This is a genomic window from Streptomyces griseorubiginosus, from assembly GCF_001514195.1.
GTDB lineage: Bacteria > Actinomycetota > Actinomycetes > Streptomycetales > Streptomycetaceae > Streptomyces > Streptomyces griseorubiginosus.
The window spans coordinates 331,464-357,421 of the sequence record NZ_KQ948734.1 but is presented as its reverse complement, the minus strand read 5'-3'; the positions used below and the strand labels follow the sequence as shown (position 1 = coordinate 357,421).

Annotated in this window: 22 protein-coding genes; 7 read left to right on the top strand and 15 right to left on the bottom strand. The window is 71.0% G+C overall.

Annotation, left to right across the window (positions count from 1 at the left end):
* Positions 1–81 precede the first annotated feature (81 nt).
* Entirely contained in the window at positions 82–1,128 is a 1,047-nt protein-coding gene (locus AQJ54_RS01705) for a serine hydrolase domain-containing protein (RefSeq protein ID WP_062233115.1), read from the top strand.
* Between the two features lie 81 nt (positions 1,129–1,209).
* Here AQJ54_RS01705 and AQJ54_RS01700 read toward each other — a convergent pair whose 3' ends face one another.
* Positions 1,210–2,916 carry a glycerol-3-phosphate dehydrogenase/oxidase gene (locus AQJ54_RS01700; RefSeq protein ID WP_079069681.1) on the bottom strand — a complete coding sequence of 569 codons (1,707 nt, stop codon included), beginning with the start codon at positions 2,914–2,916 and terminating at the stop codon, positions 1,210–1,212.
* Positions 2,917–3,200: 284 nt separating this feature from the next.
* Between AQJ54_RS01700 and AQJ54_RS01695 the strand changes: the two genes are divergently transcribed.
* Both AQJ54_RS01695 and AQJ54_RS01690 read left to right on the top strand, forming a co-directional pair.
* On the top strand, positions 3,201–4,406 hold the full coding sequence (locus AQJ54_RS01695; protein ID WP_030317203.1) for a nucleotide sugar dehydrogenase: 1,206 nt from the start codon (positions 3,201–3,203) through the stop codon (positions 4,404–4,406).
* A 123-nt stretch (positions 4,407–4,529) separates the two neighbouring features.
* On the top strand, positions 4,530–5,129 hold the full coding sequence (locus tag AQJ54_RS01690; RefSeq protein ID WP_062233112.1) for a hypothetical protein: 600 nt from the start codon (positions 4,530–4,532) through the stop codon (positions 5,127–5,129).
* Between the two features lie 694 nt (positions 5,130–5,823).
* Here the strand turns inward: AQJ54_RS01690 and AQJ54_RS01685 are convergent.
* From AQJ54_RS01685 to AQJ54_RS01670, 4 genes are all read right to left on the bottom strand, one after another.
* The gene (locus AQJ54_RS01685) at positions 5,824–6,948 is read right to left on the bottom strand and encodes a GuaB3 family IMP dehydrogenase-related protein (protein WP_020135750.1); all 1,125 of its coding nucleotides are present in this window, start codon (positions 6,946–6,948) and stop codon (positions 5,824–5,826) included.
* Positions 6,949–7,066: 118 nt separating this feature from the next.
* The gene (guaB, locus tag AQJ54_RS01680) at positions 7,067–8,569 is read right to left on the bottom strand and encodes an IMP dehydrogenase (protein ID WP_062233110.1); all 1,503 of its coding nucleotides are present in this window, start codon (positions 8,567–8,569) and stop codon (positions 7,067–7,069) included.
* A 162-nt stretch (positions 8,570–8,731) separates the two neighbouring features.
* Positions 8,732–9,319, bottom strand: a complete 588-nt coding sequence (locus tag AQJ54_RS01675) for a sigma-70 family RNA polymerase sigma factor (protein ID WP_007384137.1) — start codon at positions 9,317–9,319, stop codon at positions 8,732–8,734.
* 284 nt (positions 9,320–9,603) lie between these two features.
* Positions 9,604–10,215, bottom strand: coding sequence for a response regulator transcription factor (locus AQJ54_RS01670; RefSeq protein WP_003948568.1), 612 nt, complete (start codon positions 10,213–10,215; stop codon positions 9,604–9,606).
* Between the two features lie 381 nt (positions 10,216–10,596).
* On the opposite strand from AQJ54_RS01670, the gene AQJ54_RS01665 reads away from it, so the two are divergent.
* Positions 10,597–10,923, top strand: a complete 327-nt coding sequence (locus tag AQJ54_RS01665) for a WhiB family transcriptional regulator (protein WP_007384136.1) — start codon at positions 10,597–10,599, stop codon at positions 10,921–10,923.
* 43 nt (positions 10,924–10,966) lie between these two features.
* Here the strand turns inward: AQJ54_RS01665 and AQJ54_RS01660 are convergent, their stop codons facing one another.
* On the bottom strand, positions 10,967–11,866 hold the full coding sequence (locus tag AQJ54_RS01660; RefSeq protein ID WP_062233108.1) for a LysR family transcriptional regulator: 900 nt from the start codon (positions 11,864–11,866) through the stop codon (positions 10,967–10,969).
* A gap of 138 nt (positions 11,867–12,004) precedes the next feature.
* Here AQJ54_RS01660 and AQJ54_RS01655 point away from each other — a divergent pair, with 138 nt between their 5' ends.
* Complete coding sequence (locus tag AQJ54_RS01655) at positions 12,005–12,778, top strand: SDR family NAD(P)-dependent oxidoreductase (protein WP_062023464.1); 774 nt, start codon at positions 12,005–12,007, stop codon at positions 12,776–12,778.
* A 108-nt stretch (positions 12,779–12,886) separates the two neighbouring features.
* Positions 12,887–13,576: an ester cyclase gene (locus AQJ54_RS01650; protein WP_062023462.1), complete on the top strand. Its 690-nt coding sequence runs from the start codon at positions 12,887–12,889 to the stop codon at positions 13,574–13,576.
* Positions 13,577–13,664: 88 nt separating this feature from the next.
* Here the strand turns inward: AQJ54_RS01650 and groL are convergent, their stop codons facing one another.
* The 4 genes from groL to AQJ54_RS01630 all read right to left on the bottom strand — a co-directional run bounded on the left by groL (position 13,665) and on the right by AQJ54_RS01630 (position 17,732).
* Entirely contained in the window at positions 13,665–15,290 is a 1,626-nt protein-coding gene (gene groL / locus AQJ54_RS01645) for a chaperonin GroEL (RefSeq protein ID WP_062023460.1), read from the bottom strand.
* 120 nt (positions 15,291–15,410) lie between these two features.
* The gene (groES, locus tag AQJ54_RS01640) at positions 15,411–15,719 is read right to left on the bottom strand and encodes a co-chaperone GroES (RefSeq protein WP_013001368.1); all 309 of its coding nucleotides are present in this window, start codon (positions 15,717–15,719) and stop codon (positions 15,411–15,413) included.
* 301 nt (positions 15,720–16,020) lie between these two features.
* Positions 16,021–16,809, bottom strand: a complete 789-nt coding sequence (locus AQJ54_RS01635) for a polysaccharide deacetylase family protein (protein ID WP_062233105.1) — start codon at positions 16,807–16,809, stop codon at positions 16,021–16,023.
* On the bottom strand, positions 16,806–17,732 hold the full coding sequence (locus AQJ54_RS01630; RefSeq protein WP_211278482.1) for a polysaccharide deacetylase family protein: 927 nt from the start codon (positions 17,730–17,732) through the stop codon (positions 16,806–16,808). Before AQJ54_RS01630 ends, AQJ54_RS01635 begins: the two co-directional genes overlap by 4 nt.
* A gap of 129 nt (positions 17,733–17,861) precedes the next feature.
* On the opposite strand from AQJ54_RS01630, the gene AQJ54_RS01625 reads away from it, so the two are divergent.
* Positions 17,862–19,058, top strand: a complete 1,197-nt coding sequence (locus AQJ54_RS01625) for a class I SAM-dependent methyltransferase (RefSeq protein WP_062233102.1) — start codon at positions 17,862–17,864, stop codon at positions 19,056–19,058.
* Here the strand turns inward: AQJ54_RS01625 and AQJ54_RS01620 are convergent.
* The 5 genes from AQJ54_RS01620 to AQJ54_RS01600 form a co-directional block, all read right to left on the bottom strand.
* Positions 19,036–21,078, bottom strand: coding sequence for a cell wall-binding repeat-containing protein (locus AQJ54_RS01620; RefSeq protein WP_248845281.1), 2,043 nt, complete (start codon positions 21,076–21,078; stop codon positions 19,036–19,038). The genes AQJ54_RS01625 and AQJ54_RS01620 overlap by 23 nt on opposite strands.
* A gap of 147 nt (positions 21,079–21,225) precedes the next feature.
* Positions 21,226–22,494 carry an RNA polymerase sigma factor gene (locus AQJ54_RS01615; RefSeq protein WP_062023452.1) on the bottom strand — a complete coding sequence of 423 codons (1,269 nt, stop codon included), beginning with the start codon at positions 22,492–22,494 and terminating at the stop codon, positions 21,226–21,228.
* A 47-nt stretch (positions 22,495–22,541) separates the two neighbouring features.
* The gene (locus AQJ54_RS01610) at positions 22,542–22,898 is read right to left on the bottom strand and encodes a YciI family protein (RefSeq protein ID WP_020135761.1); all 357 of its coding nucleotides are present in this window, start codon (positions 22,896–22,898) and stop codon (positions 22,542–22,544) included.
* Positions 22,899–23,035: 137 nt separating this feature from the next.
* Positions 23,036–24,442: an FG-GAP-like repeat-containing protein gene (locus AQJ54_RS01605; RefSeq protein ID WP_062233095.1), complete on the bottom strand. Its 1,407-nt coding sequence runs from the start codon at positions 24,440–24,442 to the stop codon at positions 23,036–23,038.
* Positions 24,443–24,572: 130 nt separating this feature from the next.
* A complete protein-coding gene (locus AQJ54_RS01600; RefSeq protein WP_246091091.1) occupies positions 24,573–25,622 on the bottom strand; it encodes an LCP family protein in 1,050 nt (349 codons plus the stop codon).
* Positions 25,623–25,958 lie beyond the last annotated feature (336 nt).

The following is a 25,958-nucleotide window of genomic DNA, read 5'->3' as shown; positions in this document are numbered from 1 at the left end:
TCTTCCCAAGTCCCCCCTTTCCCCTCCGCGAGTCCTCCCCCGGCGGCCTGCATGATGGGCCGCGACAAGGGAGGATCACCGATGGCACGGCTGCGGGCGACGACGGCCACCGTCGTGTGCCTGGTGCTGTTCCTCCTCGCGCCGACCGCTCTGTCGGCACCGTTGGGCCCGTCCGCGGAGACCGTGCTCCCGCTGCTGGTCGCCCAGGACCGCGCCCCGTCCGCGGCCCTGCTCGCCGAGGAGGGCACCCGTACCCGCTACGCTTCCGCCGGTACCGGCATCGCCCGCGCCGACCACTTCCGCGCCGGCAGCATCACCAAGACCTTCCTCGCGGTGCTCGTCCTCCAACTCGCCGCCGAACACCGGCTGAAGCTGTCCGACACCGTCGAGCAGCACCTGCCGGGGCTGCTGCGTGGTGCGCGGGGCAACGACGGCCGCACCCTGACCCTGCGCCACCTGCTCACCCACACCAGCGGCCTGTACGACTTCGCCTCGGACACCGGGGGCCTGGTCCCGCTCACCCCTCGTCAGGCCGTCCGCCTCGCCCTCACCCACCCCTCGCCCGGACCGGGCCACTACTCCTACTCCAACACGAACTACGTCGTCCTCGGCCTGGTGATCGAGCAGGTCACCGGCCGCTCCTACGCCGCCGAGGCCGAGCGGCGCATCCTCGCTCCGCTGCGTCTGACGGGCACCTCCTTCCCTGGCTCACGCACCTCTCTGCCCTTCCCGCACGGCCGCGCCTACGCCACCGACGGCACTGACGTCACCTCGCTCGACCCGCGGGTGGCCGGGGCCGCGGGCGAGCTGGTGACCACGCTCGCCGACCTGGACCGCTTCTACGCGGCGCTGCTCGGCGGCCGGCTGCTGTCCCCGTACTGGCTGCACGAGATGACCGACACCCGCGCCGCACACGGCCTGTACGGCATGGGGCTGTTCCCGGTGAAGCTGCCGTGCGGCACGACGGTGTGGGGGCACAACGGCCGCATCACCGGCAGCTACGTGCGCACCGCAGCCACGGTCGGCGGCCGCCGCGTCCTCACCTTCCGCGTGAACACGACGTCGGTGGCAGACCCCGACCTCGAATCGGCCTTGCTCGCCGCCGAGTTCTGCCCCCGCACCTCGTAGAACGACCGGGTTCCGAACGAAGATCCCGGCTCACGACACTCGTTCGAGTGATATGAGCCGACCTCTGTCGGATATGGCGGACTACAACGGCACGATGTCCGGCGCCCCCAACCGCGCCGCATCCGCGGTCAGGTCGTCGGGCTGCCGCTGCGACTCCCGCTCGGCCTCCACCCGCTTCTCGTAGTGCTCGACCTCGCGCTCGATCTGGTCCTTGTCCCAGCCCAGCACCGGCGCCATCAGCTCGGCGGCCTCCCGTGCGGAGCGCACGCCCCGGTCGAAGGTCTCGATGGAGATGCGGGTGCGCCGGGTCAGCACGTCGTCCAGGTGCCGCGCGCCCTCGTGGGAGGCGGCGTACACGATCTCGGCACGCAGGTAGTCGTCGGCCGCGTGCATCGGTTCGCCCAGCGAGGCGTCCGCGACGATGAGTTCGAGAACTTCCTCCGCGAGCGAGCCGTACCGATTCAGCAGATGCTCCACGCGGACCACGTGGAGTCCGGTCCGGGCCGCGATCCGCGCCCGCGCGTTCCACAGCGCCCGGTACCCCTCCGCGCCCAGCAGCGGCACGTCCTCGGTGACGCACTCGGCGACCCGCGCGTCCAGCCCGTGCACGGCCTCGTCGACGGCGTCCTTGGCCATCACCCGGTAGGTCGTGTACTTGCCGCCCGCCACGACGACGAGCCCCGGCACCGGGTGGGCCACGGTGTGCTCGCGCGAGAGCTTGCTGGTGGCGTCCGACTCCCCGGCGAGCAGCGGACGCAGACCCGCGTAGACGCCCTGGACGTCGTCCCGGGTCAGGGGCACCGCGAGCACGGAGTTCACATGCTCCAGCAGGTAGTCGATGTCCGCGCTGGAGGCCGCCGGGTGGGCCTTGTCGAGGTCCCAGTCGGTGTCGGTGGTGCCGATGATCCAGTGCCGGCCCCAGGGGATGACGAACAGCACGGACTTCTCGGTGCGCAGGATCAGCCCGGTCGTGGAGTGGATGCGGTCCTTGGGCACGACGAGGTGGATGCCCTTGGAGGCGCGGACGTGGAACTGTCCGCGCTCGCCGACCATCGCCTGGGTGTCGTCGGTCCACACCCCGGTGGCGTTGACGACCTGCTTGGCGCGGATCTCGTACTCCCCGCCCGCCTCGACGTCCTGCACCCGGGCCCCGACCACCCGCTCGCCCTCGCGCAGGAACGAGGTCACCCGCGCGCGGTTGGCGGTCCTGGCGCCGTAGGCGGTCGCGGTGCGCACGAGGGTGGCCACGAAGCGGGCGTCGTCCATCTGGGCGTCGTAGTACTGAAGTGCCCCGACCAGCGCGTCCTTCCGCAACGCGGGCGCCACGCGCAGGGCGTGACGGTGGCTCAGGTGCCGGTGCGCGGGCAGCCCGCGACCATGCCCGCGGGCCATCGACATCGCGTCGTAGAGCGCGACGCCGGACCCGGCGTACCACCGCTCCCAGCCCTTGTGCTGCAACGGGTACAGGAAGGGCACCGGCTTCACCAGGTGCGGGGCGAGCCGCTCCAGGAGCAGTCCGCGCTCCTTCAGCGCCTCGCGCACGAGGGCGAAGTCGAGCATCTCCAGATAGCGCAGGCCGCCGTGGATCAGCTTGCTGGAGCGGCTGGAGGTGCCGGACGCCCAGTCGCGCGCCTCGACCAGGCCCACGGACAGGCCCCGGGTCACCGCGTCGAGCGCGGTGCCCGCTCCGACCACTCCGCCACCCACCACCAGCACGTCCAGTTCGCGCTCGGCCATCGATGCGAGTGACTCGGCGCGCTGCGCCGGTCCCAGTGTCGCTGTCCTCACCACTGCCTCCCGCTGTCGGTCACGCCGGTCTCACACGTGTCCCACCCCTGTCGAGTCTGACCGGCCCGCCCGACTTCAGCCACCAGTCGCCCCCAGCCTGTGGACAACTTTCACTGGCGCGTACCCCGAAGGCCACCTGCACTCACCGCCGACCGGGAAGACACACGGAACCAATCCCGTATTTCGGTCATATTTACTCCTAGTCTGACATTGCGCTCGCTCATCCAGTCCACCGGGCTTGCGCACCTGTCCCGCTTCGGTTACTGGGAAGGACGGCCCCCGCCATGCCCGCAGATCTCGCCGTGATCGGCCTCGGCCCCTACGGACTGCCCCTGGCCCAGGCCGCCGTCGCCGCCGGCATCGCCACGGTCGGCTACCGCACGGGCCCCGAACCCGGCTCCCTCAGCCCCGCCGAACTGCGCCGGATGCTCTCGGGGGGCTTCCGGACGGCCGCGGGCCCCGCCGAACTCGGCCGCGTCCGTACGGCGGTCATCTGCGCGCCCACTCCGGCGGGCCCGGACGGCGGCCTGGACCTGAGCCAGGTCGAGACGGCCGCCCGCACCCTGGCCACGCACCTGCGCCCGCACACCACGGTGATCCTGGAGTCCCCGGTGCCCCCCGGCACCACGGAGGACCTGCTGCGCCCGATCCTCGAAGAGGGCTCACGCCTGCGCGCGGGCCGCGACTTCCACCTCGCCTACTCGCCCACCCGCGTGGACCCCGGCAACCGCGACTTCACGCCCGCCAACACCCCCAAGGTGATCGGCGGCCTCACCCCGGCGTGCACCGAGTCGGCGGCCGCCTTCTACTCGCGTCTCACCGACAAGGTGGTACGCGCGCGTGGCCCGCGCGAGGCGGAGACGGTCCAGCTCCTGGAGACCAACTACCGCCACGTCAACATCGCCCTCGTCAACGAGATGGCCGTCCTCTGCCACGACCTCGGCGTCGACCTCTGGGACGTCATCCGCTGCGCCGAGACCAAGCCGTTCGGCTTCCAGGCGTTCCGCCCGGGGCCCGGCGTCGGCGGCCACGCGATCCCCCGCGACCTCAGCAGGGCCGGCCGCTCCCTGCGCATGGTCGAACTCGCCCGGCAGGTCAACGACCAGATGCCGCGTTACGTCGTCCAGCGCGCCGCGGCCCTCCTCAACGAGCACGGCAAGTCGGCCCGCGCGGCCCGGATCCTCCTGCTCGGCGTCACCTACAAGCCCGACCTCGCCGACCAGCAGGCCACCCCGGCCCAGGAGGTCGCCGTACGCCTGATGGAGCTCGGCGCCTCCGTCAGCTACCACGACCCCCACGTGCCGTCCTGGAGCGTCCTGGACCGCCCGGTCCCCCGCGCGGACTCCCTCTACGAGGCGGCGGCCGACGCCGACCTGACGATCCTGCTCCAGCAGCACCGCACGTACGACCTCCAGGGCCTGTCGGTGAAGGCCCAGCTCCTGCTGGACACGCGCGGGGCCACGCCGACGGGGGCGGCGCACCGCCTCTGACGCCAAAACGCAGGTGGCTCTGTCGGACCCACCTGTTAACCTCCCCTCACTCGTCGCACAGTTGTGCGCACACATCTCTGCTTCACCATTCCGCTCGTTCTGTCCCGTGGGGGGATTTCTGTCATGACCCAGTCAGTTCCGCCTGTCCAGCCACCTGCTGCCCAGGAGCCCGCCGAGCAGCAGCCCCAGCCGCAGCCCCAGCCCGTCGACGCCGCCCCGCAGTCGGCCGACGGCGCTCCGTACGCCCCGCAGCCGGGCGCCGTACCTCCGCCTCAGGCACCGGGGATCCCGTACGGGGCAGTCCCCGCCCCCGCTCCGGTGCGCAACAACCTCGGCCTCGGTCTGGTGGCCGCCTTCGTCGCCGCCGTGGTCGCCGCGGGTGTCTACGGCGCGATCATCGGCCTGACCAAGCACGAGATCGGCTGGGCGGCGGTCGGCGTCGGCTTCCTGGTCGGCCTCGCCGCGGGGCGCCTCGGTGGCCGCAACCCCGTGCTGCCGGTCGCGAGCGCGGTCCTGTCACTGGGCTCCGTCTACATCGGCCAGCTGGTGGGCGAGGCCATGATCGTCGCCAAGGACACTCCGCTGAGCTTCAGCGAACTCTTCTTCCAGCATTTCGACGTCCTCCAGGAGGGCTGGAAGGCGGGCGCCGACCCGCTGACGTTCGTGTTCTTCGCGATCGCCGCGTACGTCGCCTTCAGCACCGCCAGGAAGACGGCACTCTGACGCTGCCGGTGCCCGCCGAAGGGGCGGCGCATCGGTGGTGACGGGGGGCGCGTGGGTGCGGCGGGCTCCGAGGCTGGTGGCAAGCGGGGCGCCGCGCGGGTACCTTACGGAGACAGGTGGGGTCGGCCGCAGCGGCTGCTGCGGCAGGCTCGTGGATGGATTGGGAGTGTCCGCCCCTAGCCCTTATAGGGAAGGCCATTCACCATCACACCAACAAAGGTGGAGCCCACCGCAGGTGGCACTGCGGCAGGCTCCTGGATGGTTCACGGAGTGTCCGCCCCTAGTTCTCGTGGGGGCGGCCGCTCACCATCCGAAAATCCGCAAGATCCACCTCCTCCGGTACTTCACCATCCACAGACGGATCCGATCCCAGCGAGTGGGCTTGCGGTGACGGCCCATAGGCGCGCCCCTTCCATGACGCCGCCCAGATGCCCGGTGGACGGCCCATCGGAACTCGGGCCGGGCCCCCGGGTCATAGGGTCCGGAACACGTTCCTCGGAAGGGGCGGCCCAGAGAACGGGCTGCCGATCAAGGACACTACCGCCCCACTACGCCCGTTCGGCCCACATTCGCCCCGAACGCAACCGCACGCCCCCGCCCCACCAAACGCGCCCCCACCAGCCGTTTCGGGCACGCAAAAGGCCGGCCACCCCACCCGGGACGACCGGCCCTCAAGCCGCCGTAAGCCCTGCCGCTACCGCTTGTGCTGCGAGTCCGCCACCGTCACCTCGACGCGCTGGAACTCCTTCAGCTCGCTGTACCCGGTGGTCGCCATCGCCCGCTTCAGCGCGCCGAAGAAGTTCATCGAGCCGTCCGGGATGTGCGACGGACCGGTGAGGACCTCCTCGATGGTGCCGACCGTGCCGAGGTCGACCTTCTTGCCGCGCGGCAGCTCCTCGTTGACCGCCTCCATGCCCCAGTGGTGGCCGCGACCGGGACCGTCGGTGGCACGGGCCAGCGGGGAGCCCATCATCACGGCGTCCGCGCCGCAGGCGATCGCCTTGGGGAGGTCGCCGGACCAGCCGACACCGCCGTCCGCGATCACGTGCACGTACCGGCCGCCGGACTCGTCCATGTAGTCGCGGCGGGCCGCGGCGACATCGGCCACGGCGGTCGCCATGGGCACCTGGATGCCGAGCACGTTCCGGGTGGTGTGGGCCGCGCCGCCGCCGAAGCCGACCAGGACGCCCGCCGCGCCGGTGCGCATCAGGTGCAGAGCCGCGGTGTAGGTGGCGCAGCCGCCGACGATCACCGGGACGTCGAGCTCGTAGATGAACTGCTTCAGGTTCAACGGCTCGTGCGAACCGGAGACGTGCTCCGCCGAGACCGTCGTACCCCGGATGACGAAGATGTCCACGCCCGCGTCCACGACGGCCTTGGAGAACTGCGCCGTGCGCTGCGGGGAGAGCGCCGCGGCGGTGACCACGCCGGAGTCGCGCACCTCCTTGATGCGCGCGCCGATCAGCTCCTCCTTGATGGGGGCGGAGTAGATCTCCTGGAGGCGGCGGGTGGCCGTCTCGGAGTCGAGGCCGACGATCTCGTCGAGCAGCGGCTGCGGGTCCTCGTGCCGCGTCCAGAGGCCTTCGAGGTTCAGCACGCCGAGGCCGCCGAGCTCGCCGATGCGGATCGCGGTGGCCGGGGAGACGACCGAGTCCATGGGGGCGGCCAGGAAGGGCAGCTCGAAGCGGTAGGCGTCGATCTGCCAGGCGATCGAGACCTCCTTCGGGTCGCGCGTACGACGGCTGGGGACGACGGCGATGTCGTCGAAGGCGTACGCCCGGCGGCCGCGCTTGCCGCGCCCGATCTCGATCTCAGTCACGTGTGTGGCCTTTCCCTGATGCGTTGCAGCGCCTTCCAGTATCCCCGACGGGTACGACAAGGGCGGCCCCGGATGCTCCCGGAGCCGCCCTCACGCGCGCGTGGCCTTCAGGAAGGACTCACTTACGGCTGTAGTTCGGCGCCTCGACCGTCATCTGGATGTCGTGCGGGTGCGACTCCTTGAGGCCCGCCGAGGTGATCCGCACGAAGCGGCCCTTGGACTCCATCTCGTCGATGGTGGCCGCGCCCACGTAGCCCATGGTCTGGCGCAGACCGCCGACGAGCTGGTGCAGGACGCTGGAGAGCGGGCCGCGGTAGGGCACCTGGCCCTCGATGCCCTCGGGCACGAGCTTGTCGTCGGAGCCGACCTCGGCCTGGAAGTAGCGGTCCTTGGAGTACGACTTCGCCTGGCCGCGCGACTGCATGGCACCGAGCGAGCCCATGCCGCGGTACGACTTGAACTGCTTGCCGTTGATGAACTGGAGCTCGCCGGGCGACTCCTCGCAGCCGGCCAGCAGCGAGCCCAGCATCACGGTGTCGGCACCGGCGGCGAGCGCCTTGCCGATGTCGCCGGAGTACTGGAGGCCGCCGTCGCCGATCAGCGGGATGCCGGCCGGGCGGGCCGCGAGGGAGGCTTCGTAGATCGCGGTGACCTGCGGGACGCCGATACCGGCGACGACACGGGTCGTACAGATGGAGCCCGGTCCGACACCGACCTTGATGCCGTCGACACCGGCGTCGATGAGCGCCTGGGCGCCGTCGCGGGTGGCGACGTTGCCGCCGATGACGTCGACGCCGACGCTCGACTTGATCTTGGACATCCAGCTGAGCGCGTTGCTGTTGTGGCCGTGCGAGGTGTCGACGACCAGGAAGTCCACACCGGCCTCGGCGAGCGCCTGGGCGCGCTCCAGGGCCTCGGGGCTGGCGCCGACGGCGGCACCGACGAGGAGGCGGCCCTCGGAGTCCTTGGCGGCGTTGGGGTACTTCTCCGCCTTGACGAAGTCCTTGACGGTGATCAGGCCCTTGAGGACACCGGCGTCGTCGACCAGCGGCAGCTTCTCGATCTTGTGCCGGCGCAGCAGGTCCATGGCGTCGGTGCCGGAGATGCCGACGTGGCCGGTGACCAGCGGCATCGGCGTCATGACCTCGCGCACCTGACGGCTGCGGTCCGACTCGAAGGCCATGTCGCGGTTGGTGACGATGCCGAGGAGCTTGCCGGCCGGGTCGGTGACCGGGACGCCGCTGATGCGGAACTTGGCGCACAGCGCGTCGGCCTCGGCGAGGGTCGCCTCGGGGTGCACGGTGATGGGGTCGGTGACCATGCCGGACTCGGACCGCTTCACGAGGTCGACCTGGTTGACCTGGTCCTCGACGGAGAGGTTGCGGTGCAGCACGCCGACGCCGCCGAGGCGGGCCATCGCGATCGCCATGCGGGACTCGGTGACCTTGTCCATGGCGGCGGACAGCAGGGGGATGTTCACCCGGACATTGCGGGAGATGCGGGACGAGGTGTCGACCGCGTTGGGGAGCACCTCGGACGCTCCCGGCAGCAGCAGCACGTCGTCGTAGGTCAGCCCGAGCGTCGCGAATTTGTCAGGCACTCCGTCGACGTTTGCAGTCATGACACCTTCCCCAATGGCCTTGATCGGTGCGGATGTCCATGCTAACGGGAAGCAAGGGTGGCAAATTCCACCGATTCCACGGTCCGGACCCGCTCCGGGCTTCGTATGTTCGTACGGAAACGGCGCGCCGCCCGTTCAGGAGCGCGCCCTTGTCCAGCGCGCCTACTGCTCGGCCAGGGCCCGCAGCCTGCTCAGCGCCCGGTGCTGCGCCACCCGGACCGCACCGGGTGACATTCCCAACATCTGACCCGTCTCCTCCGCCGTCAACCCCACCGCGATGCGCAGCAGCAACAGCTCGCGCTGGTTCTCGGGGAGGTTGGCCAGGAGTTTCTTGGCCCACTCGGCGTCACTGCTGAGCAGTGCGCGCTCCTCGGGGCCGAGGGAGTCGTCGGGGCGTTCCGGCATCTCGTCGGACGGGACCGCCGTGGATCCCGGGTGCCGCATGGCGGCCCGCTGGAGGTCGGCGACCTTGTGGGCGGCGATGGCGAAGACGAACGCCTCGAAGGGGCGCCCGGTGTCCCGGTAGCGCGGCAGGGCGAGGAGGACGGCTACGCAGACCTCCTGCGCGAGGTCCTCCACGAAGTGCCGGGCGTCGCCCGGGAGACGGGACAGACGGGTGCGGCAGTACCGCAGGGCCAGGGGGTGGACATGGGCGAGCAGGTCGTGCGTGGCCTGCTCGTCCCCTTCGACGGCGCTGTGGACGAGCGCACCGATCGCCCCATGGGGATGAGCCGCCTCGTCGTCGCGCATCGGTCCATGGTGCCCTGGCGTCGTTGGATCCGTGGCATCGCGCTGGTTGTTGTGCACCGAAGCGTTATGAGCAGGTGCGCCGGAACCCATACCCTGCGCCCTCCCCTTCCGCTCGACCGACTCGTCCCCGAGAGACTCCACATCTCAAGGATGCGGCATCCGCCGCGAAACAAGCAGCGGGGCATCGAAGAGGCCGCTCGACCGCGCCCCTTCAGGGGCGCGGGGAACTGCGCGACCAGCCACGACGGGCCCGCACCAATACGACGACCGATCCGACCGAGCTCCTAGCGAACCAGGCCCCAACGGAACCCGAGCGCGACCGCATGCGCCCGGTCGGACGCACCGAGCTTCTTGAACAGCCGCCGCGCGTGCGTCTTGACGGTGTCCTCGGAGAGGAAGAGCTCTCGCCCGATCTCCGCGTTCGACCGCCCGTGGCTCATGCCCTCGAGCACCTGGATCTCACGCGCCGTGAGCGTGGGCGCCGCGCCCATCTCGGCGGACCGCAGCCGGCGCGGGGCGAGCCGCCAGGTCGGGTCGGCGAGCGCCTGGGTGACCGTGGCGCGCAACTCCGCGCGGGAGGCGTCCTTGTGGAGGTAGCCCCGCGCTCCCGCGGCCACCGCGAGGGCGACCCCGTCGAGGTCCTCCGCGACGGTGAGCATGATGATGCGCGCGCCGGGGTCGGCGGACAGCAGCCGGCGCACGGTCTCGACGCCGCCCAGACCGGGCATGCGTACGTCCATCAGAATCAGGTCCGAACGGTCCGCACCCCAGCGGCGGAGGACTTCCTCGCCGTTGGCCGCGGTCGTCACGCGCTCGACACCGGGCACGGTCGCGACCGCGCGGCGCAGCGCCTCTCGGGCAAGCGGGGAGTCGTCGCAGACGAGGACGGATGTCATGGCCGCCCTCCGCAGCTGATGCACGTCACCTTGAGCCTCCAGGCTGGTACGAAATCGTCACCTGAGCGGTCGACCGTCTCGGACGCCTGCCCGAGCACTTGTTGTTTCAACCGCCTCCGCACTCTCAACGACGGTCACCCGAAAGAGTTACGGGGCTGTGCACTGTCTTCGGCACTCTACGTGAGGGCGCGGACACGGTGCAGACATGCAGGGCGGACCCACAACGTTTCATCACAACCCATGCCCCATTCAGACCCTTTTCTTCCCATTTCCTGGTGTCTGAGGCTAGATTCGCAATGAGTCATATTTTCATCTCCTTAGATCGTAGATGTACGGTCGTGGACACCGTATCCGCCCAGAACGGCTACAAGGGGTCACGCAATGGCAGATTTCTCCCGCCTTCCAGGACCGAACGCGGACCTGTGGGACTGGCAGCTCCTGGCTGCCTGCCGCGGGGTGGACAGCTCGCTCTTCTTCCATCCGGAGGGCGAGCGCGGTGCGGCTCGGAGCGCTCGCGAGAACTCGGCCAAGGAGGTCTGCATGAGGTGCCCGGTGCGCGCGCAGTGCGCGGCGCACGCGCTGGCGGTGAGAGAGCCGTACGGCGTGTGGGGCGGGCTGACCGAGGACGAGCGCGAGGAGCTCATGGGACGGGCGAGGCACCGGCTGGTGTCGGCGTCGTCCGTCGGGAGCGGCGCATCGAACAATTGAAGGAACGTTTCTTCTAGAAGGGCACGCGCACGCGTGCCCTTCTTTACTTCTGTCCCGCCGCGACCGCGAGCCGGTCCAGCGTCGCCGCCACGGCCGGAACCCGGGCCAGGTCGGGCAGGGTGAGCGCGACGATCTCGCGCCGGACCGCCGGTTCCAGCGTCACCGTGCGCGCGCCCCGTGGCCGTACGGACTCGATCGCCAGCTGCGGCAGTACGGCGACCCCGAGGCCGGCGCCCACCAGGCCGACGACCGCCGGGTAGTCGTCGGTCGCGAAGTCGATGCGGGGTGTGAAGCCGGCGCTCTCGCAGACCTCGACCAACTGGCCCCGGCAGCGCGGGCATCCGGCGATCCACGACTCCCGGGCGAGCTCCCCGATGGCCACGGACCCCGCGCGCGCGAGCCGGTGCCGCTCCGGTACTAGGGCGACGAGCCGGTCGGTGAGCAGGGGCCGTACGACGAGGTCGTCCCACTCCCCCTCCAGGGCCGCCCCCTCGTAGCGGAAGGCGAGCGCGAGGTCGCAGTCACCCGCCCGCAACAGGCGGACGGACTGCGGTGGTTCGGCCTCCTCCAGGGAGACCCGGGTGCCGGGGTGGGCGGCGCGCAGGGCGGCGAGGGCGGTGGGGACCAGGGTGGAGCTGCCGCTGGGGAAGGACACGAGCCGGACCCGTCCGGCCCGCAGCCCGGCGATCGCGGCGACCTCCTCCTCGGCCGCCGTGAGCCCGGCGAGGATCCCGGCGGCGTGCCGCACCAGCGCCTCGCCCGCCTGCGTCAGCCGCATCTCGCGCCCGCTGCGGACGACCAGGGGCGTGCCCACCGATGCCTCCAGGGCCTTCATCTGCTGGCTGACGGCGGGCTGGGTGCAGCCCAGTTCACGTCCCGCGGCGGAGAAGGAGCCGGTGGCGGCGACGGCGCGCAGGACACGGAGATGGCGGGCCTCGATCACGGTCCGAGGATAAGCGGCGCTTTGACGTGACGCCGAAAGCGACGGCTGCCCTAATGGTTTCGAGTGGTGCGCGCGGTACGGCGACGGGCGGGCCCCGGGGACGCGGGCGCTGTCGGTGCCGGTCATTAACCTTGCGCCATGACAACGGCATTGATTACGGGATCGACCGCGGGCATCGGTGCCGCGTTCGCACGACGGCTCGCGTCCGACGGGCACAACCTGGTGCTGGTGGCCCGCGACACCAAGCGGCTCCAGGAGCAGGCGACCGAACTCCACGACCGGCACGGCGTCGAGGTGGAGGTCCGCACCGCCGACCTCGCCACGGACGACGGCATCGAGACGGTCGCCGCCCGCCTCTCCGACCGCAGAGCCCCCGTCGACCTGCTGATCAACAACGCCGGCTTCGGCAACAAGGGCCGCTATCTCGACGTCTCCATGGCCGACGAGCTGAAGATGCTCAAGGTGCACTGCGAGGCGGTGCTGCGACTGACGTCGGCGGCGTCGGAGGCGATGCGGGAGCGGGGGCGCGGGGGTGTCGTGAACGTCGCCTCGGTGGCCGCGTTCGTGCCTCGCGGGACCTACGGCGCCTCGAAGGCGTGGGTCGTGCAGTTCACCCAGGGCGTGGCGAAGGACCTTGCGGGCACCGGCGTACGCCTGATGGCCCTGTGCCCCGGCTTCGTCCGCACCGAGTTCCACCAGCGGGCGGGGATGGGCACGGACAACATCCCGAACTGGATGTGGCTCGATGCGGACAAGCTGGTCGCGGCGGCCCTGAGCGACCTGGCCCGCGGCAAGACCCTGTCGATCCCCGACCCCCGCTACAAGGCCCTCATGGGGTTGGTGAAGGTGACCCCCAGGGGGTTGCTGGGCGGGGTCTCGTCGAGGACGGGACGGAAGTACGGGCCGCAGTAGAGGCGCGGGGGCCTCTCACTTCCCCCGTCACCGCATGACGCCAAGACACCCCAGGGCGGACAATGGTGACGTCCCAACCGGACCCAGGGGGGCCGGAGGCGGTGTGGCATGACCTTCGTACAGCTCATCGACTGCAGGACCAGCCGGTTCGACGAGATGAACCGGCTCTTGGACAGCTGGGTCGAGCAGACCAACGGAAAGCGGACGGCGACGCACGCCACCATCGGGAAGGACCGGGCCGACGCGTCGCACTTCGTGGAGATCGTGGAGTTCCCGTCGTACGAGGAGGCGATGCGCAACTCCGGGCTGCCGGAGACCGAGCGGATCGCCCAGGAGATGGTCGCGCTGTGCGACGCGCCGCCCACCTTCATGGACCTCGACGTGGTGCGGGACGAGCGGCTGAACGCGGTCGTCGCCCGGGAGTTCTTCGAGCGGGCCGGGCGCAGCGGGACCGCGGAGCTGTTCGAGCGGTTCCACGAGGACTACCTCGATCACGACCCCGCCAACGCCGAGGATCTCCGGCTGGCGGGCGCCCGGGAGGAGTACGAAGGGTGGCGGCGGGCCTTCGTCTTCAGCTTCCGGGTGGACGACCAGATCGCCCAGGACGACCGGGTGTGCACCCGCTGGGCGTGGGCCGGGAAGCACACCGGCGACTTCGTGGGCATCCCGGCGACCGGGCAGAACGTCACGATGACCGGGACCACCTGGCACCGGTTCCGGGACGGCAGGATCTGCGAGGGATGGTGGGAGTACGACCGGGCGGGGCTGATGGAGCAGCTCGGGGTGCTCGGGGACTGAGCACGGGGAGCCGGTGACCCGCGAAGGGGAAAGCCCCCGTTCTCCGCGCGACGCGGGGAGAACGGGGGCCTCCTTACGAGCGGTGCGCTCAGTGGGCGTGGCCGTGGCCGTGCCCGGCGGCGGCCGGCTCCTCCTCTTCCTTCTTCTCGACGACCAGGGTCTCGGTCGTCAGGAGGAGGGAGGCGATGGAGGCGGCGTTCTCCAGGGCGGAGCGGGTGACCTTGACCGGGTCGATGACGCCGGCCTTGACCAGGTCGCCGTACTCGCCGGTCGCGGCGTTGAAGCCCTGGCCCTTGTCGAGCTCGGCGACCTTGGAGGTGATGACGTAGCCCTCCAGGCCCGCGTTCTCGGCGATCCAGCGCAGCGGCTCGACGACGGCCTTGCGGACGACGGCGACACCGGTGGCCTCGTCGCCGGTCTTGCCGAGGCCGCCCTCGAGCACCTTGGCGGCGTGGACCAGAGCGGAGCCACCACCGGAGACGATGCCCTCCTCGACCGCGGCGCGGGTCGCGGAGATAGCGTCCTCCAGACGGTGCTTCTTCTCCTTCAGCTCCACCTCGGTGGCGGCGCCGACCTTGATCACGCACACGCCGCCGGCCAGCTTCGCGAGGCGCTCCTGGAGCTTCTCGCGGTCCCAGTCGGAGTCGGTGTTCTCGATCTCGGCCTTGATCTGGGCGACACGGCCCTGGACGGCGGCGGAGTCACCGGCGCCGTCGACGATCGTGGTGTCGTCCTTGGTGACCGTGACACGGCGGGCGGTGCCCAGCACGTCAAGGCCGACCTGGTCGAGCTTGAGGCCGACCTCCTCGGAGATGACCTCGGCGCCGGTCAGCGTCGCCATGTCCTGGAGCATCGCCTTGCGACGGTCACCGAAGCCGGGGGCCTTGACGGCGACCGCGTTGAAGGTGCCGCGGATCTTGTTGACGACGAGGGTCGACAGGGCCTCGCCCTCGACGTCCTCGGCGATGATCAGCAGCGGCTTGGAGGCACCCGCCTGGATGACCTTCTCCAGCAGCGGCAGCAGGTCCTGGATCGAGGAGATCTTGCCCTGGTTGATCAGGATGTACGGGTCGTCGAGGACGGCCTCCATACGCTCCTGGTCGGAGACCATGTACGGGGACAGGTAGCCCTTGTCGAAGGCCATGCCCTCGGTGAAGTCCAGCTCCAGACCGAAGGTGTTGGACTCCTCGACGGTGATGACACCGTCCTTGCCGACCTTGTCCATGGCCTCGGCGATGAGCTCGCCGACCTGCGTGTCCTGGGCGGACAGCGCGGCCACGGCGGCGATGTCGGACTTCTCGTCGATCGGGCGGGCGGTCGCGAGGAGGTCCTCGGAGACCGCGGCCACGGCCGCGTCGATGCCCTTCTTCAGCAGCGCCGGGGAGGCACCCGCGGCGACGTTCTTCAGGCCCTCGCGCACCAGCGCCTGGGCGAGCACGGTGGCGGTGGTGGTGCCGTCACCCGCGATGTCGTTGGTCTTGGTCGCCACCTCCTTCACCAGCTGCGCGCCGAGGTTCTCGTACGGGTCCTCGACCTCGACCTCGCGGGCGATGGTGACACCGTCGTTGGTGATGGTGGGGGCGCCGAACTTCTTGTCGATGACGACGTTGCGGCCCTTGGGGCCGATCGTCACCTTGACCGTGTCGGCAAGCTTGTTGACGCCGCGCTCGAGGGCGCGACGGGCGTCCTCGTCGAACTTCAGGATCTTCGCCATGGGAGCGGTTCAGCCCTCTCGGAAAACGTGGGTGAAACGAGCTGCGCCCCAGACGCCCGGCTTCTTATGGTGGCGGGGGCCCGGGGCGCAGCTCACAAGCAAAAATGTGCTTGAGGTGTCTTACTTCTCGATGACCGCGAGCACGTCGCGGGACGAGAGGACGAGGTACTCCTCGCCGTTGTACTTCACCTCGGTGCCGCCGTACTTGCTGTACAGCACGATGTCGCCGACCTTCACGTCGAGCGGCAGGCGCTCGCCGTTCTCGAAGCGGCCCGGACCCACGGCGAGGATGACGCCCTCCTGGGGCTTCTCCTTCGCGGTGTCCGGAATGACCAGGCCAGAGGCGGTGGTCTGCTCGGCGTCGAGCGGCTGGACCACGATGCGGTCCTCGAGCGGCTTGATGGCAACCTTGGAGCTGGTGGTCGTCACGATCCGACCTCCCCCTTCGGAGATCTCACGGGGTTAACTGTCTGAGGTGGCGACCAGGTGGATCCGTCGTCGCGGGTGCCGGACCTGCCCGTCGCTGTGTTGGCACTCTCACCTGCGGAGTGCCAGAGCCGAGACTATGACCGCGATTAGCACTCGGTCAAGCGGAGTGCCAATTCGCTGCGCTGGCTGTACCGGATCGGGTGCGGGTGGGTAGGGCGTCCGTCCCTGGGGGCTGCCGCCCCCAGACCCCCGCTTCGGCCCCTAGGGGCCTCGTCCTCAAACGCCGGACAGGCTGAATTTGCTACAGGTAGTCCTCCAGCTTTCCCACCGTCAGGCCCCGCCGCTCGATCTCCCTCAGCACCGTCGTCGTGCGTTGCGTCAGGCTTGGGCCCTGTTCCTCGCCCGAGGCCACCGCGACGATGTCCCCCGGGCGCAGCGGGTGCTCCACCGCATGGCCCTGTACCGAGACGCTCCACAGGACGAGCGCGGAGAGGCCGCAGTCGGTCGCCGCGTGGCGGGTCGTGGTGTCGTACGTGCCGTAGGGCGGGCGGAACAGGCGGGGGCGGATTCCGAAGCGGGCGTGGAGTTTCTCCTGCTGGCCGCAGATCTCGGCGCGCTGGCCCGCGTAGGGCAGGCCGCGCAGGGCGGGGTGGTCGAGGGTGTGGTTCTGGATGCTCGCGCCGACCGACTGGAGGCGGGCGAAGTGGCCGTACCCGGGACCGACCACGCTGTTGGTGAGGAACATGCTGACCGGGAGCCGCAGTTCACGGACCAGGTCGACGAAGCGCGGGTCCCGCTCGGCGCCGTCGTCGTAGGTGAGGAAGACGACCTTGTCGGGTGTGGGCACCCGCTTCACCACCGGGAGCGGGCCGCCCCGGTCCATCGGGACCGGGTGCGCGGGAGGCCGCGGGGGCAGCGGGGCGGTGAGGCCCCAGTGGCGGTACGGCCGTCCGTCGGCGCCGGGCGGGCCGTAGGAGCCCACGCGCTGGGCGGCCTTGCGGCCCAGCCGTTCGATGGGGTCGACGGACTGGGCGCACCCGGTGAGCAGTGCGGCCGCCAGCCCTGCGGCGACCAGGGCCCGCGGTCTCACAGGTAGTCCTCCAGGCGTGCGACGGCGTACCCCTCGGCCGTGACCTTGTCCAGGAAGCGGCGGACCATGTCGGGCATGGTGCCCTTGCCGTCCGACCGGCCCCGGAAGTGGCTGAGCACGATGTCGCCGGGGTGGATCCGCTGATCCGTCTCGCGGTACTCCCAGTGGTCGGCGAAGACCTCCTCGTTCCAGATCGGCGCGTACCGCACCCCGCAGGACTTCGCCGCGCGCAGGGTGTCCTCGTCGTAGTTGCCGTAGGGCGGGCGGAAGAGCCGGGGCCGGGTGCCGTAGCGCCTCTCGATGACGTCCTGCATCCCGCAGATCTCGCGCTTCTGGCGGGCGTACGACAGTGCGGGCAGGTAGGGGTGGTGGAGGGTGTGGTTGTTGAGCGCCACCCCGCGGTCCCGCATCCTCGCGAAGTAGCCGTAGTCGTTCCTGATCAGGTAGTCGCTGAGGAAGGCGGTGTACGGCAGGTTCAGCTCGGTCGTCATCCGCAGGAACGCGGGGTCCTTCTCGGCGCCGTCGTCGATGGTCAGGAAGACGATCTTCCGGTCGGTGGGGATCGTGGTGAAGACCGGTGGGAGCCCGTCCTCCTCGTGGCCGTCGACCTCGAAGCCCCGGCGGGTGGTGATGCGGGGCTTCTGCGCGGGGGCCGGCGGTGCCGTGAGCGGGACCCGCTTCAGGCCCCAGCGCCTGGCGGCGGCGGTGCGGGCCTGTTCGGCGCGGAACTCGGCGGCGCGAATGCGGGTCTTGTCGGCCTGGACGTCGGCGAGGTCGGCGGCGGGGGCCGGAGGCGCCTTCAGGGGTTGACCTGCCCGGGTGCCGGACTGCGGGTGCCGGGAGCCGGTTCCGGTCCGCTCGGCACAGCCGGCGACCAGGGCGGCCACGGCCAGGAGGACGAGCCCGCTGCGGATCGGCACCATGAATGCACTGTTTTTATACTTTTGTCCCACCGTTCGCATGGGCCGGATCCTCGCAGGGCACCCCCTTGGTCCCGGGGCGACACCGCCACCGGCGAGCACGCCGTCCACCGACTGGCCCACAATGACCCGGTGAACGACCTCGCCCCCCTCCTCACCCCCGAGGGCCGCGCCCTCCTCGACTCCGTGCGCGGCACCGCCCCCGCCGACGAACTCGCCGTCGCCACCCGGCTGCGCCGCGAGCACCCGGCCGAACTGGTCTCCGCCGCGCTCGGCCAGGCGCGGCTGCGGCAGCGGGCGGTGGCGAAGTTCGGGGCCGAGGACGCGGGGCGGATGTTCTTCACGCCGAACGGGGTGGAGCAGTCGACGCGGGCGAGTGTCGCGACCTACCGGGCCGAGCGCTTCCGGGCGATGGGGGTGACCTCCGTCGCCGACCTGTGCTGCGGGATCGGCGGGGACGCGATCGCCCTGGCCCGGGCCGGGATCCGGGTCCTCGCGGTGGACCGGGACCCGCTGACCGCGGCGACCGCGCGGGCGAACGCGGACGCGCTGGGGCTCGCCGAGCTGATCGAGGTGCGGGAGGCGGACGTCACGGAGGTCGACACGGCCGCGTACGACGCCGTGTTCGTGGACCCGGCCCGGCGCTCCACGAAACGCGGGCGCATCTTCGACCCGGAGGCCTACTCGCCCCCGCTCTCCTGGGCCGTCCGGGCGGCCCTCGGGGCCCCGCACGCGGCACTGAAGGTGGCCCCCGGCATCCCGCACGAGGCGGTGCCCGAGGAGGCCGAGGCGGAGTGGATCTCCGACGGCGGGGACGTGAAGGAGGCCGTGCTGTGGTTCGGCGGCACCCCGGGCGCCGTACGGGCCACCCTGCTGCCGGGACCGCGGACCCTGCTGGGCCGGGGGCTCCCCGATCCCGAAGTCCGTTCCGTGGGGCGGTACTTGTACGAGCCGGACGGTGCCGTGATCCGGGCCCATCTGGTCGCCGAGGCGGCCGAGGAGCTCGACGGCGGGCTGATCGACCCGACCATCGCCTACGTCACCGCGGACGTCCTGCGTGCGACGCCGTACGCGACGGCGTACGAGATCACCGACCAACTCCCCTTCAACGTGAAGAAGTTGAAGGCGCTGCTGCGGGCGCGGGAGGTCGGGATCCTGACCGTGAAGAAGCGCGGGTCGGCCGTCGAGCCGGAGGAGCTGCGGCGCAAGGCGCTGCCGAAGCCGCAGGGCACGAACGCGGTGACGGTGTTCCTGACGCGGGTCGCGGGGGCGCCGACCATGCTGGTCGGCGCCCCCGCGAGGGCCGTCACTGGTGCTGGACCGTCCTGAGCGACTCCAGGTGCGGGTCGGCGCCGACCGGGCCGGTCCGGGCCGCGGTGGCGTTCAGGGTCGCGTCGCCGCCGGTGCGCAGGGCGGCGGCACGGCTGCTCGCCGGCTCGTCGCCGTTGCGGAACGGCGTGTAGACGACCTGGGCGCTGTTCGCGGCGACCGAGGCGCCCGCCGAAGCGAGGGTGCTCGCCGAGAGGTTGCCCGTACCGCCGAAGGCGACCACGGTGTTGGTGCTCGCGGACTCACGCAGCAGATAGCTCGTCACCTCGGACGAGAGAGAGGCGCGGGAAGTCCACAGCACCGGCCCGAAGACGTTCATCGCCCCGGCCGCCGACAGCCCGTCGCGCCAGGAACTGGAGTAGGCGAGCGCCACGTTGCTCGGCGTGGTCCACCAGAACTTGGCGACGGCCACCGAGAGGGCCGCCCTCGTCTTCCCCGAGATCGGGTAGTACGAGTACGTGGAGGGCCACCGGGAGAAGTTGGTGTGGGTCAGCGCGTACCGGGCGTCCGCACCCACCGGGATGACCATGGTCTTGTTGGGATTCAGACCGTTGAGGTACGACTTCACCGACGACGTCAGCGACTTGCCGTTGGTGAGGACCAGACCGCCCGCGCTGCCCGTGCCGTCGGCGCCGGCCGCGGCGGCCGCCGGGAGGGACGCGTAGGCGTCGGTGCCCGAGGCCAGGAACACGTACTTCGGGCTGGTGGTGATCGTCTTGGCCACGGCCACCGAGGTGGCGAAGCGGTCCGCGCCGGTCAGCCGCTTGGGCGTGAAGCCGAGGGCCTTCACCTGGGAGGTGACCGCGGAGCTCAGCACGGACGTGTTGCCGAGGAGATAGACGTTGGCGCCCCGCTTCAGCACCCGCTTCAGCTCGGCCTTCACCGCCGCCGACAGTCCGCCCTTCGGGGTGGCCAGGACCGGCCCCTGCTTCTTGCCGGCCAGCGCGGGCGCGGTCAGCGCGTACGCGGTGCTGTCCTGGTTGGTCAGCACGGCCGCCTTGGCGTCCATCAGGCCCGGGACGTGCTGTCCGACCTTGTTCCAGGTCCAGCGGGAGGCCGCGACGGGGGTCGGGGTGCTGCCGGAACCCCAGATCCGGGCGGTGTCGTTCTTGCGCAGCGGCTGCCAGCTCGGGTTGCTGCCCTGCGGGGTGCCCGGGACGGCCGTGCGCTCACCGGTGGCCACGTCGGCGTACTCGGTGGTCTGCACATCGGAGCTGTCGCCCGTGGTGTGCGCGTCGAAGACGATGCGCTTGCCGGTGGGCGACCAGGACGGGTTGGCGACGTAGCCCGGGCCGGTGGTGAGCTGCTGGACGCCGGTGCCGTCGGCCTTGGCCGTGAAGATCTGCTGCTTGCCGTCGGCGTCCTTGCGGACGAAGGCCAGCTTGGTGCCGTCGGGCGAGTAGGCGGGCTGCCCGGCGTCGGCGAGGACCCGCTTGACCGTCTTGGCCGTCGGGTCGTAGACGTACACGCCCGCGTTGTCGTAGCAGCCGTAGTTGATACGGCGTTCGAAGGCGACCTTGCCGGACGGGCTCACCGTCGGGTCGGTGTCGCAGACGGTGGACGGCTCCAGGGCCGACGACAGCAGGGGGCGGGGTGCCCAGGAGGCGTCGGAGGGGCCGTAGGCGAGCTGGCCGCCGGTGGAGAAGACGACGTAACGGCCGCCCCACCAGAAGGCGAGGTCCTGGTACTGGGCGCTGGAGCGCATGCCCTCGGCCCAGGGCAGGTCGAACTTCGAGCCGCCGCTGGGGCGGATGCTGGTGATCTGGCTCCAGGAGGTGACCAGCCGGCTGCCGTCCGGGGCCCAGGCGGCGTACCAGCCGGCGGTGTTGGGCACGGCGGTCTGCTTGCCGGTGGCGGTGTCGACGAGCACCGGCCCGTCGGTCAGGATGCGGCCCTCGGTGCCGGGCCAGGGGCCCGCGTCGTCGGCGGTGGCGCCGGGTGCGGCGGCCAGGGCGCCCACCGCGGCGAGGGCCGTCGCGGTCGCGAGCGCCGCGGCACGGCGGCGCATGGTCTGTCTCAAGTTGTCGTCCCCCCATGGGATGTCACAGCCCCCGTACAGGGGGCCGTGTCACTTTAATTCGCAAGGAAACGCGAGGGAACCGAGTTACTCGTAAACACCTGTGCGAATTCAGGTCAAGATCCGCTTCAGGTCACGATCCGCTTCAGGTCACGATCCGCATCCCCTGGCCCGCTCCAGGAGCAGCTCACGCTCGCGCTCGTTGCGCGTCAGCGCGGCCGCGCGTTCGAACTCGGCCCGGGCCTCCGTCGTACGGCCGAGGCGGGCGAGGAGGTCGCCGCGGACGCTCGGCAGCAAGTGGTAGTCGTGCAAGGCGGGTTCGCCGGTGAGCGCGTCGACGATCTCCAGGGCCGGGGCCGGGCCCTCGGCCATGGAGACGGCGACCGCGCGGTTGAGTTCGACGACCGGGGAGGGGGCGCGGGCGGCGAGCAGGGCGTAGAGGGTGGCGATCGCCCGCCAGTCGGTCTCCTCGTAGGAGTACGCGTGCGCGTGGCAGGCGGCGATGCCCGCCTGGAGGACGTAGGGGCCGGGGACGCCGACGGCAGTGGCCTCGGCGCGGGACAGGGCCTTGATGCCGCGGGCGACGAGCATGCGGTTCCAGCGGCTGCGGTTCTGGTCCTTGAGGAGGACGGGTTCGCCGCGCGGTCCGGTGCGGGCGGCCGTCCGGGAGGCCTGGAACTCCAACAGGGCCGCCAGGCCGTGCACTTCGGGTTCCTTGGGCATCAGGGCGGACAGCAGCCGGGCCAGGCGCAGGGCGTCCTCGCACAGGGAGGGGCGCAGCCAGTCGTCGCCCGCGGTGGCCGCGTAGCCCTCGTTGAAGATCAGGTAGATGACGTCCAGGACCGAGCCCAGGCGGGCCTCGCGGTCGGGGCCGTACGGCACCTCGAAGGCGATGTTCTTCGTGGCGAGGGTCCGCTTGGCGCGCACGATGCGCTGGGCGACCGTGGCCTCCGGGACCAGGAACGCGCGGGCGATCTCGGGGGTGGTGAGGCCGCCGAGCAGGCGCAGGGTGAGCGCGGTGCGGGCCTCCGCGGACAGCACCGGGTGACAGGTGGTGAAGACGAGCCTGAGCAGGTCGTCGTCGATGTCCTCGGGGTCGGACGGCTCCTCGGGCGGGGCGGTCTCCGACAGGTCCCGGCCGATCTCGGCCAGCTTGCGGGCGTAGTTCTCGCGGCGCCGGACCAGGTCCACGGCCTTGCGCCGCGCGATGGCCATGAGCCAGGCGCCCGGGTTGTCCGGGACGCCGTCGCGCGGCCACTGCTCCAGCGCCGCGACCAGCGCGTCCTGGGCGAGTTCCTCGGCGATGCCGACGTCCCGGACGACCCGGGTGACGCCGGCGATGATCCGGGGCGACTCCAGACGGAAGACGGTCTCGACGGAGGTGCGGGCGTCGGTGCGGGAGGGCTGTGAGGTGGTCACAGCCCCCCATTCGACACCCGTGCGGTCCCCGAGCCAAGGAAGGCGGCTCAGCCCTCCGCGATCTCCCGCACCTCGCAGGTGACCGTCCAGTGCTCCTCGTGGACCTTCAGGAAGCGCTTGGTCCACTCGATCGCCTCGGCCATGTCCTTGGCCTGCACGATCGCGTACCCGCCGACGACCTCCTTGGCCTCGGTGAAGGGCCCGTCGGTCACCGACAGCTCGCCCTTCTCCCAGCGGACCCGGGCGCCCTGCGCGGTCGGCGTCAGTCCGGCGGTGTCCAGCAGCACCCCGGCCTTCGTCATCTCCTCGATCAGCTCGCCCATGCGCTGCATCAGGGCTTCGGAGGGACCCTCGGCGGGGGCGGTCTTCTCGTCGATCTGGACCATCGACAGGTAACGCGGCATGGTGACTCCTCGGTCGCTGCGGGGCCGGTCCTTCCCGGCCTCTCACCAGTGCGTCGATCGGAAGGGCCCGGGATCGACAGACTCCGCGGATTTCTTCGGAGAATTTTTCCCGGGCCCTTCATCATCGTCCTGACCTGCTACGACAGCGAGCCGCCGAAGGTCGCCCGCTCGACCGGGGCACCGACCGTGCGGGGTCCGAAGGTGAACGCGGCGTCCGTCACGATGCCGGTCGGACGCCCGCGCAGCGACCAGACCGCGCCTTCGCCGGCGTTCGCGCCCTCGACCCCGTTCTCGCCGGGCGCCCCCGCCGCGAGGTCCGCATAGGCGTTGCCGTTGATGTCGAGGACGCTGACCGCGCCACCGAACTGGTCGCCCGACTCCACTGCCCCGGGGACGCCGTCGGTGTCCTGGGTGAAGCCCTGGGCACCCGTGCCGGTCAGACCGCCGCGACCGCCGTAGAGGACGTTGACCATGCCGGCGCCCTGCTTGTCGCCGAGCTTCTCACCGGGCGAGCCCACGGCCACGTCGGCGTAACCGTCGTGGTTGACGTCACCGGCGGCCACCGCGTCGCCGAAGCGGTCGTCCCCCTCCTTGGCGCCCGGGACTCCCGCGGTGTCCTGGCTGTACGACTTCCAGGTCGACGCCGGCTTCAGACCGGAGGCCGAGCCGAGTGCCACGGTGACCGAGGAGTCGTCGGGGACGCCCCGGACGACGTCGTCGAATCCGTCGCCGTTGACGTCGCCGAAGGCCACCTGGCCGCTGCCCTGGGGGGAGTCGGCGTAGGTGAAGCCTCCGGAGGCGTTGGCCAGGTACAGCTGGGAGCCGACGCCGCCCTCGCCGATGTAGACGGTCAGCGCGAGGTCGTCGCGGCCGTCGCCGTTGACGTCCCCGGCGTTCGCGTACATCACGTCGTAGGGCTCCACCTTGGGCGAGCCGAAGTCCTGCTTGGCGGTCGGCTTCCCGTCCCGGGAGATGGGGCCCCGCCAGATGGTGGCCTCGGTGCCGAGCGGGTCGTCGCCCGGGGCACGGCCGCCGCGGAACAGGACCAGGTCCGGCCAGCTGTCGCCGTCGAAGTCGCCCGCCTGGGTGGTGGCCGCGGGCACCGACACCGCGCCGGACAGGCCCTCCTTGGATCCCCAGACGACGACCGCGTCCCGGTTCGAGGCCGCCGTCCCGATGATCAGGTCGGTGCGGCCGTCGCCGTCCAGGTCCCCCGTGGACAGCTGGTGGCCGAAGTTCTCGCCCGCGGTGGGATCGCCCGGGATGCCGCTGGTCGAGCGGCTGATGACGGTGCGGCTGTCCTTGGTCAGGCCGTGCGGGCCGCCGTACATGACGGTGACGTAGCCCGCCCCCTTCTTGCCGCCGATGGTGGCGATCGGGGCGCCGACGGCGAGGTCCTTGTAGCCGTCGCCGTTGAAGTCGTCCTGGACGGCCTTCGACTCGGCCGCCGAGGCGCTGCCGGCGAGGGCGGGGATGCCGCCGAGTGCGAGCACTCCGGCGATCAGCGGTACGGACCAGGCTTTGTACGCACGCGAGTTGGACATCTGTGTTTCCCCCTGGTTACTGCAATGTGGTCACCGCAACAGACATCACTGGACGCGCGCTGGTTGCAGCAGTCATCCAGTTTTTTCGGTGCACACGTCAGCGGGAACCCGGCGGGAACTCCGTGAGAGTTCAGCGGAGGGACTTCCAGAGCTTGCTCGCGGCGGGCTCCTCGGCCACCACCCGGTTGGGGTTCGAGGGCGCGGGCACCACCGGCATGGTCACCGTCCGCACCTCGCCGCTCGGCAGGCCCTTCAGGCTCTCGCCCAGGTCGATGAGATCGGACAGGGAGGCGAGACCGGTGTCGGTGGTGATGCTGCCGGTGATCGCGTCGGCGACGGTGTACAGCCTGGTGGGGCTGGTCAGGAGGTTCGTGGAGGCCATCTGCTCCAGCAGGGCCTTCACGAGGGTCTGCTGGAGGCCTATGCGGCCCAGGTCGCTGCCGTCGCCTATGCCGTGCCGGGTGCGGGCGAGCGCGAGGGCCGTCTTGCCGTCCAGGTGGTGGGTGCCCGCCTTCAGGTGCAGGTGGCTGTCGTCGTCGTCGATGTCCTCGTCCGTGGTGACCGTGACCCCGCCGAGGGCGTTCACCAGCTTCGCGAAGCCGGAGAAGTCGATCTCCAGGTAGTGGTCCATGCGGATGTCGGTGAGCGACTCGACGGTCTTCACGGCGCACACCGGACCGCCCACCGAGTAGGCGCTGTTGAACATCGCGCCGTACGCCACCGCCGAGGAGCCGCCGCTCTTGAGGGGGCAGGAGGGGCGGGTGACGAGGGTGTCGCGGGGGATGCTGACGATCGTGGCCCCGGTGCGTCCGGCGTCGACGTGCACGACCATCGCGGTGTCGGAGCGGGCGCCGGTGCTGTCGCCGCCGCCGAGCGCCTTGTTCTCCTTGCCGCTGCGTGAGTCGGAGCCGAGGACCAGGATGTTGACCGCCTCGGTGGGGAGGGCGGCCGTCGTGGCGGAGGGCTCGGTGGACGGGGTTGCCCTGGGGGGTCGGTCGTCGCCGAGCGCGGTGTTGATGTCGACGCTCTTGATGTTGTTGTTGAGATGCCAGTAGGCCCAGCCGGCCGCCCCCGCGCCCACCACCAGCAGACCCGCGAAAGCGAGGCCGGCGACCTTCCACACCCCCGGCCGCCGACCTGGTCTTCTCCCGGCGTCCCCGTCCCCGTTCTGTCCCGTCACGGGCAAGAACGTAAGTCCGAATTATTACGGGCAGGAACCTCGAGACCCCATTACTTCGGAAATTCTCAGACTTCTCATCCCGGTGTCACGGGGGATGGCGGGCGTCCGAATGGCCCGCCGAAAGTTTCGGTCACACATCCGACTGGCTTCGGAGAGGGGTGCGTGCGAGGAGGCCGGTTGCGGCCGCGGGCGGCCCGACCAGGCCCTCTCCTCCTCAGCGCGACACCGCTCCGACCTGCCGCAGGACACCGACCGCGTCGCGGAAAGCGCCGCCGATACGGCACACCGACCGCGGGAGGCAGCACGGCCCTGTCGGGGCAGACCCCCACGGCATGC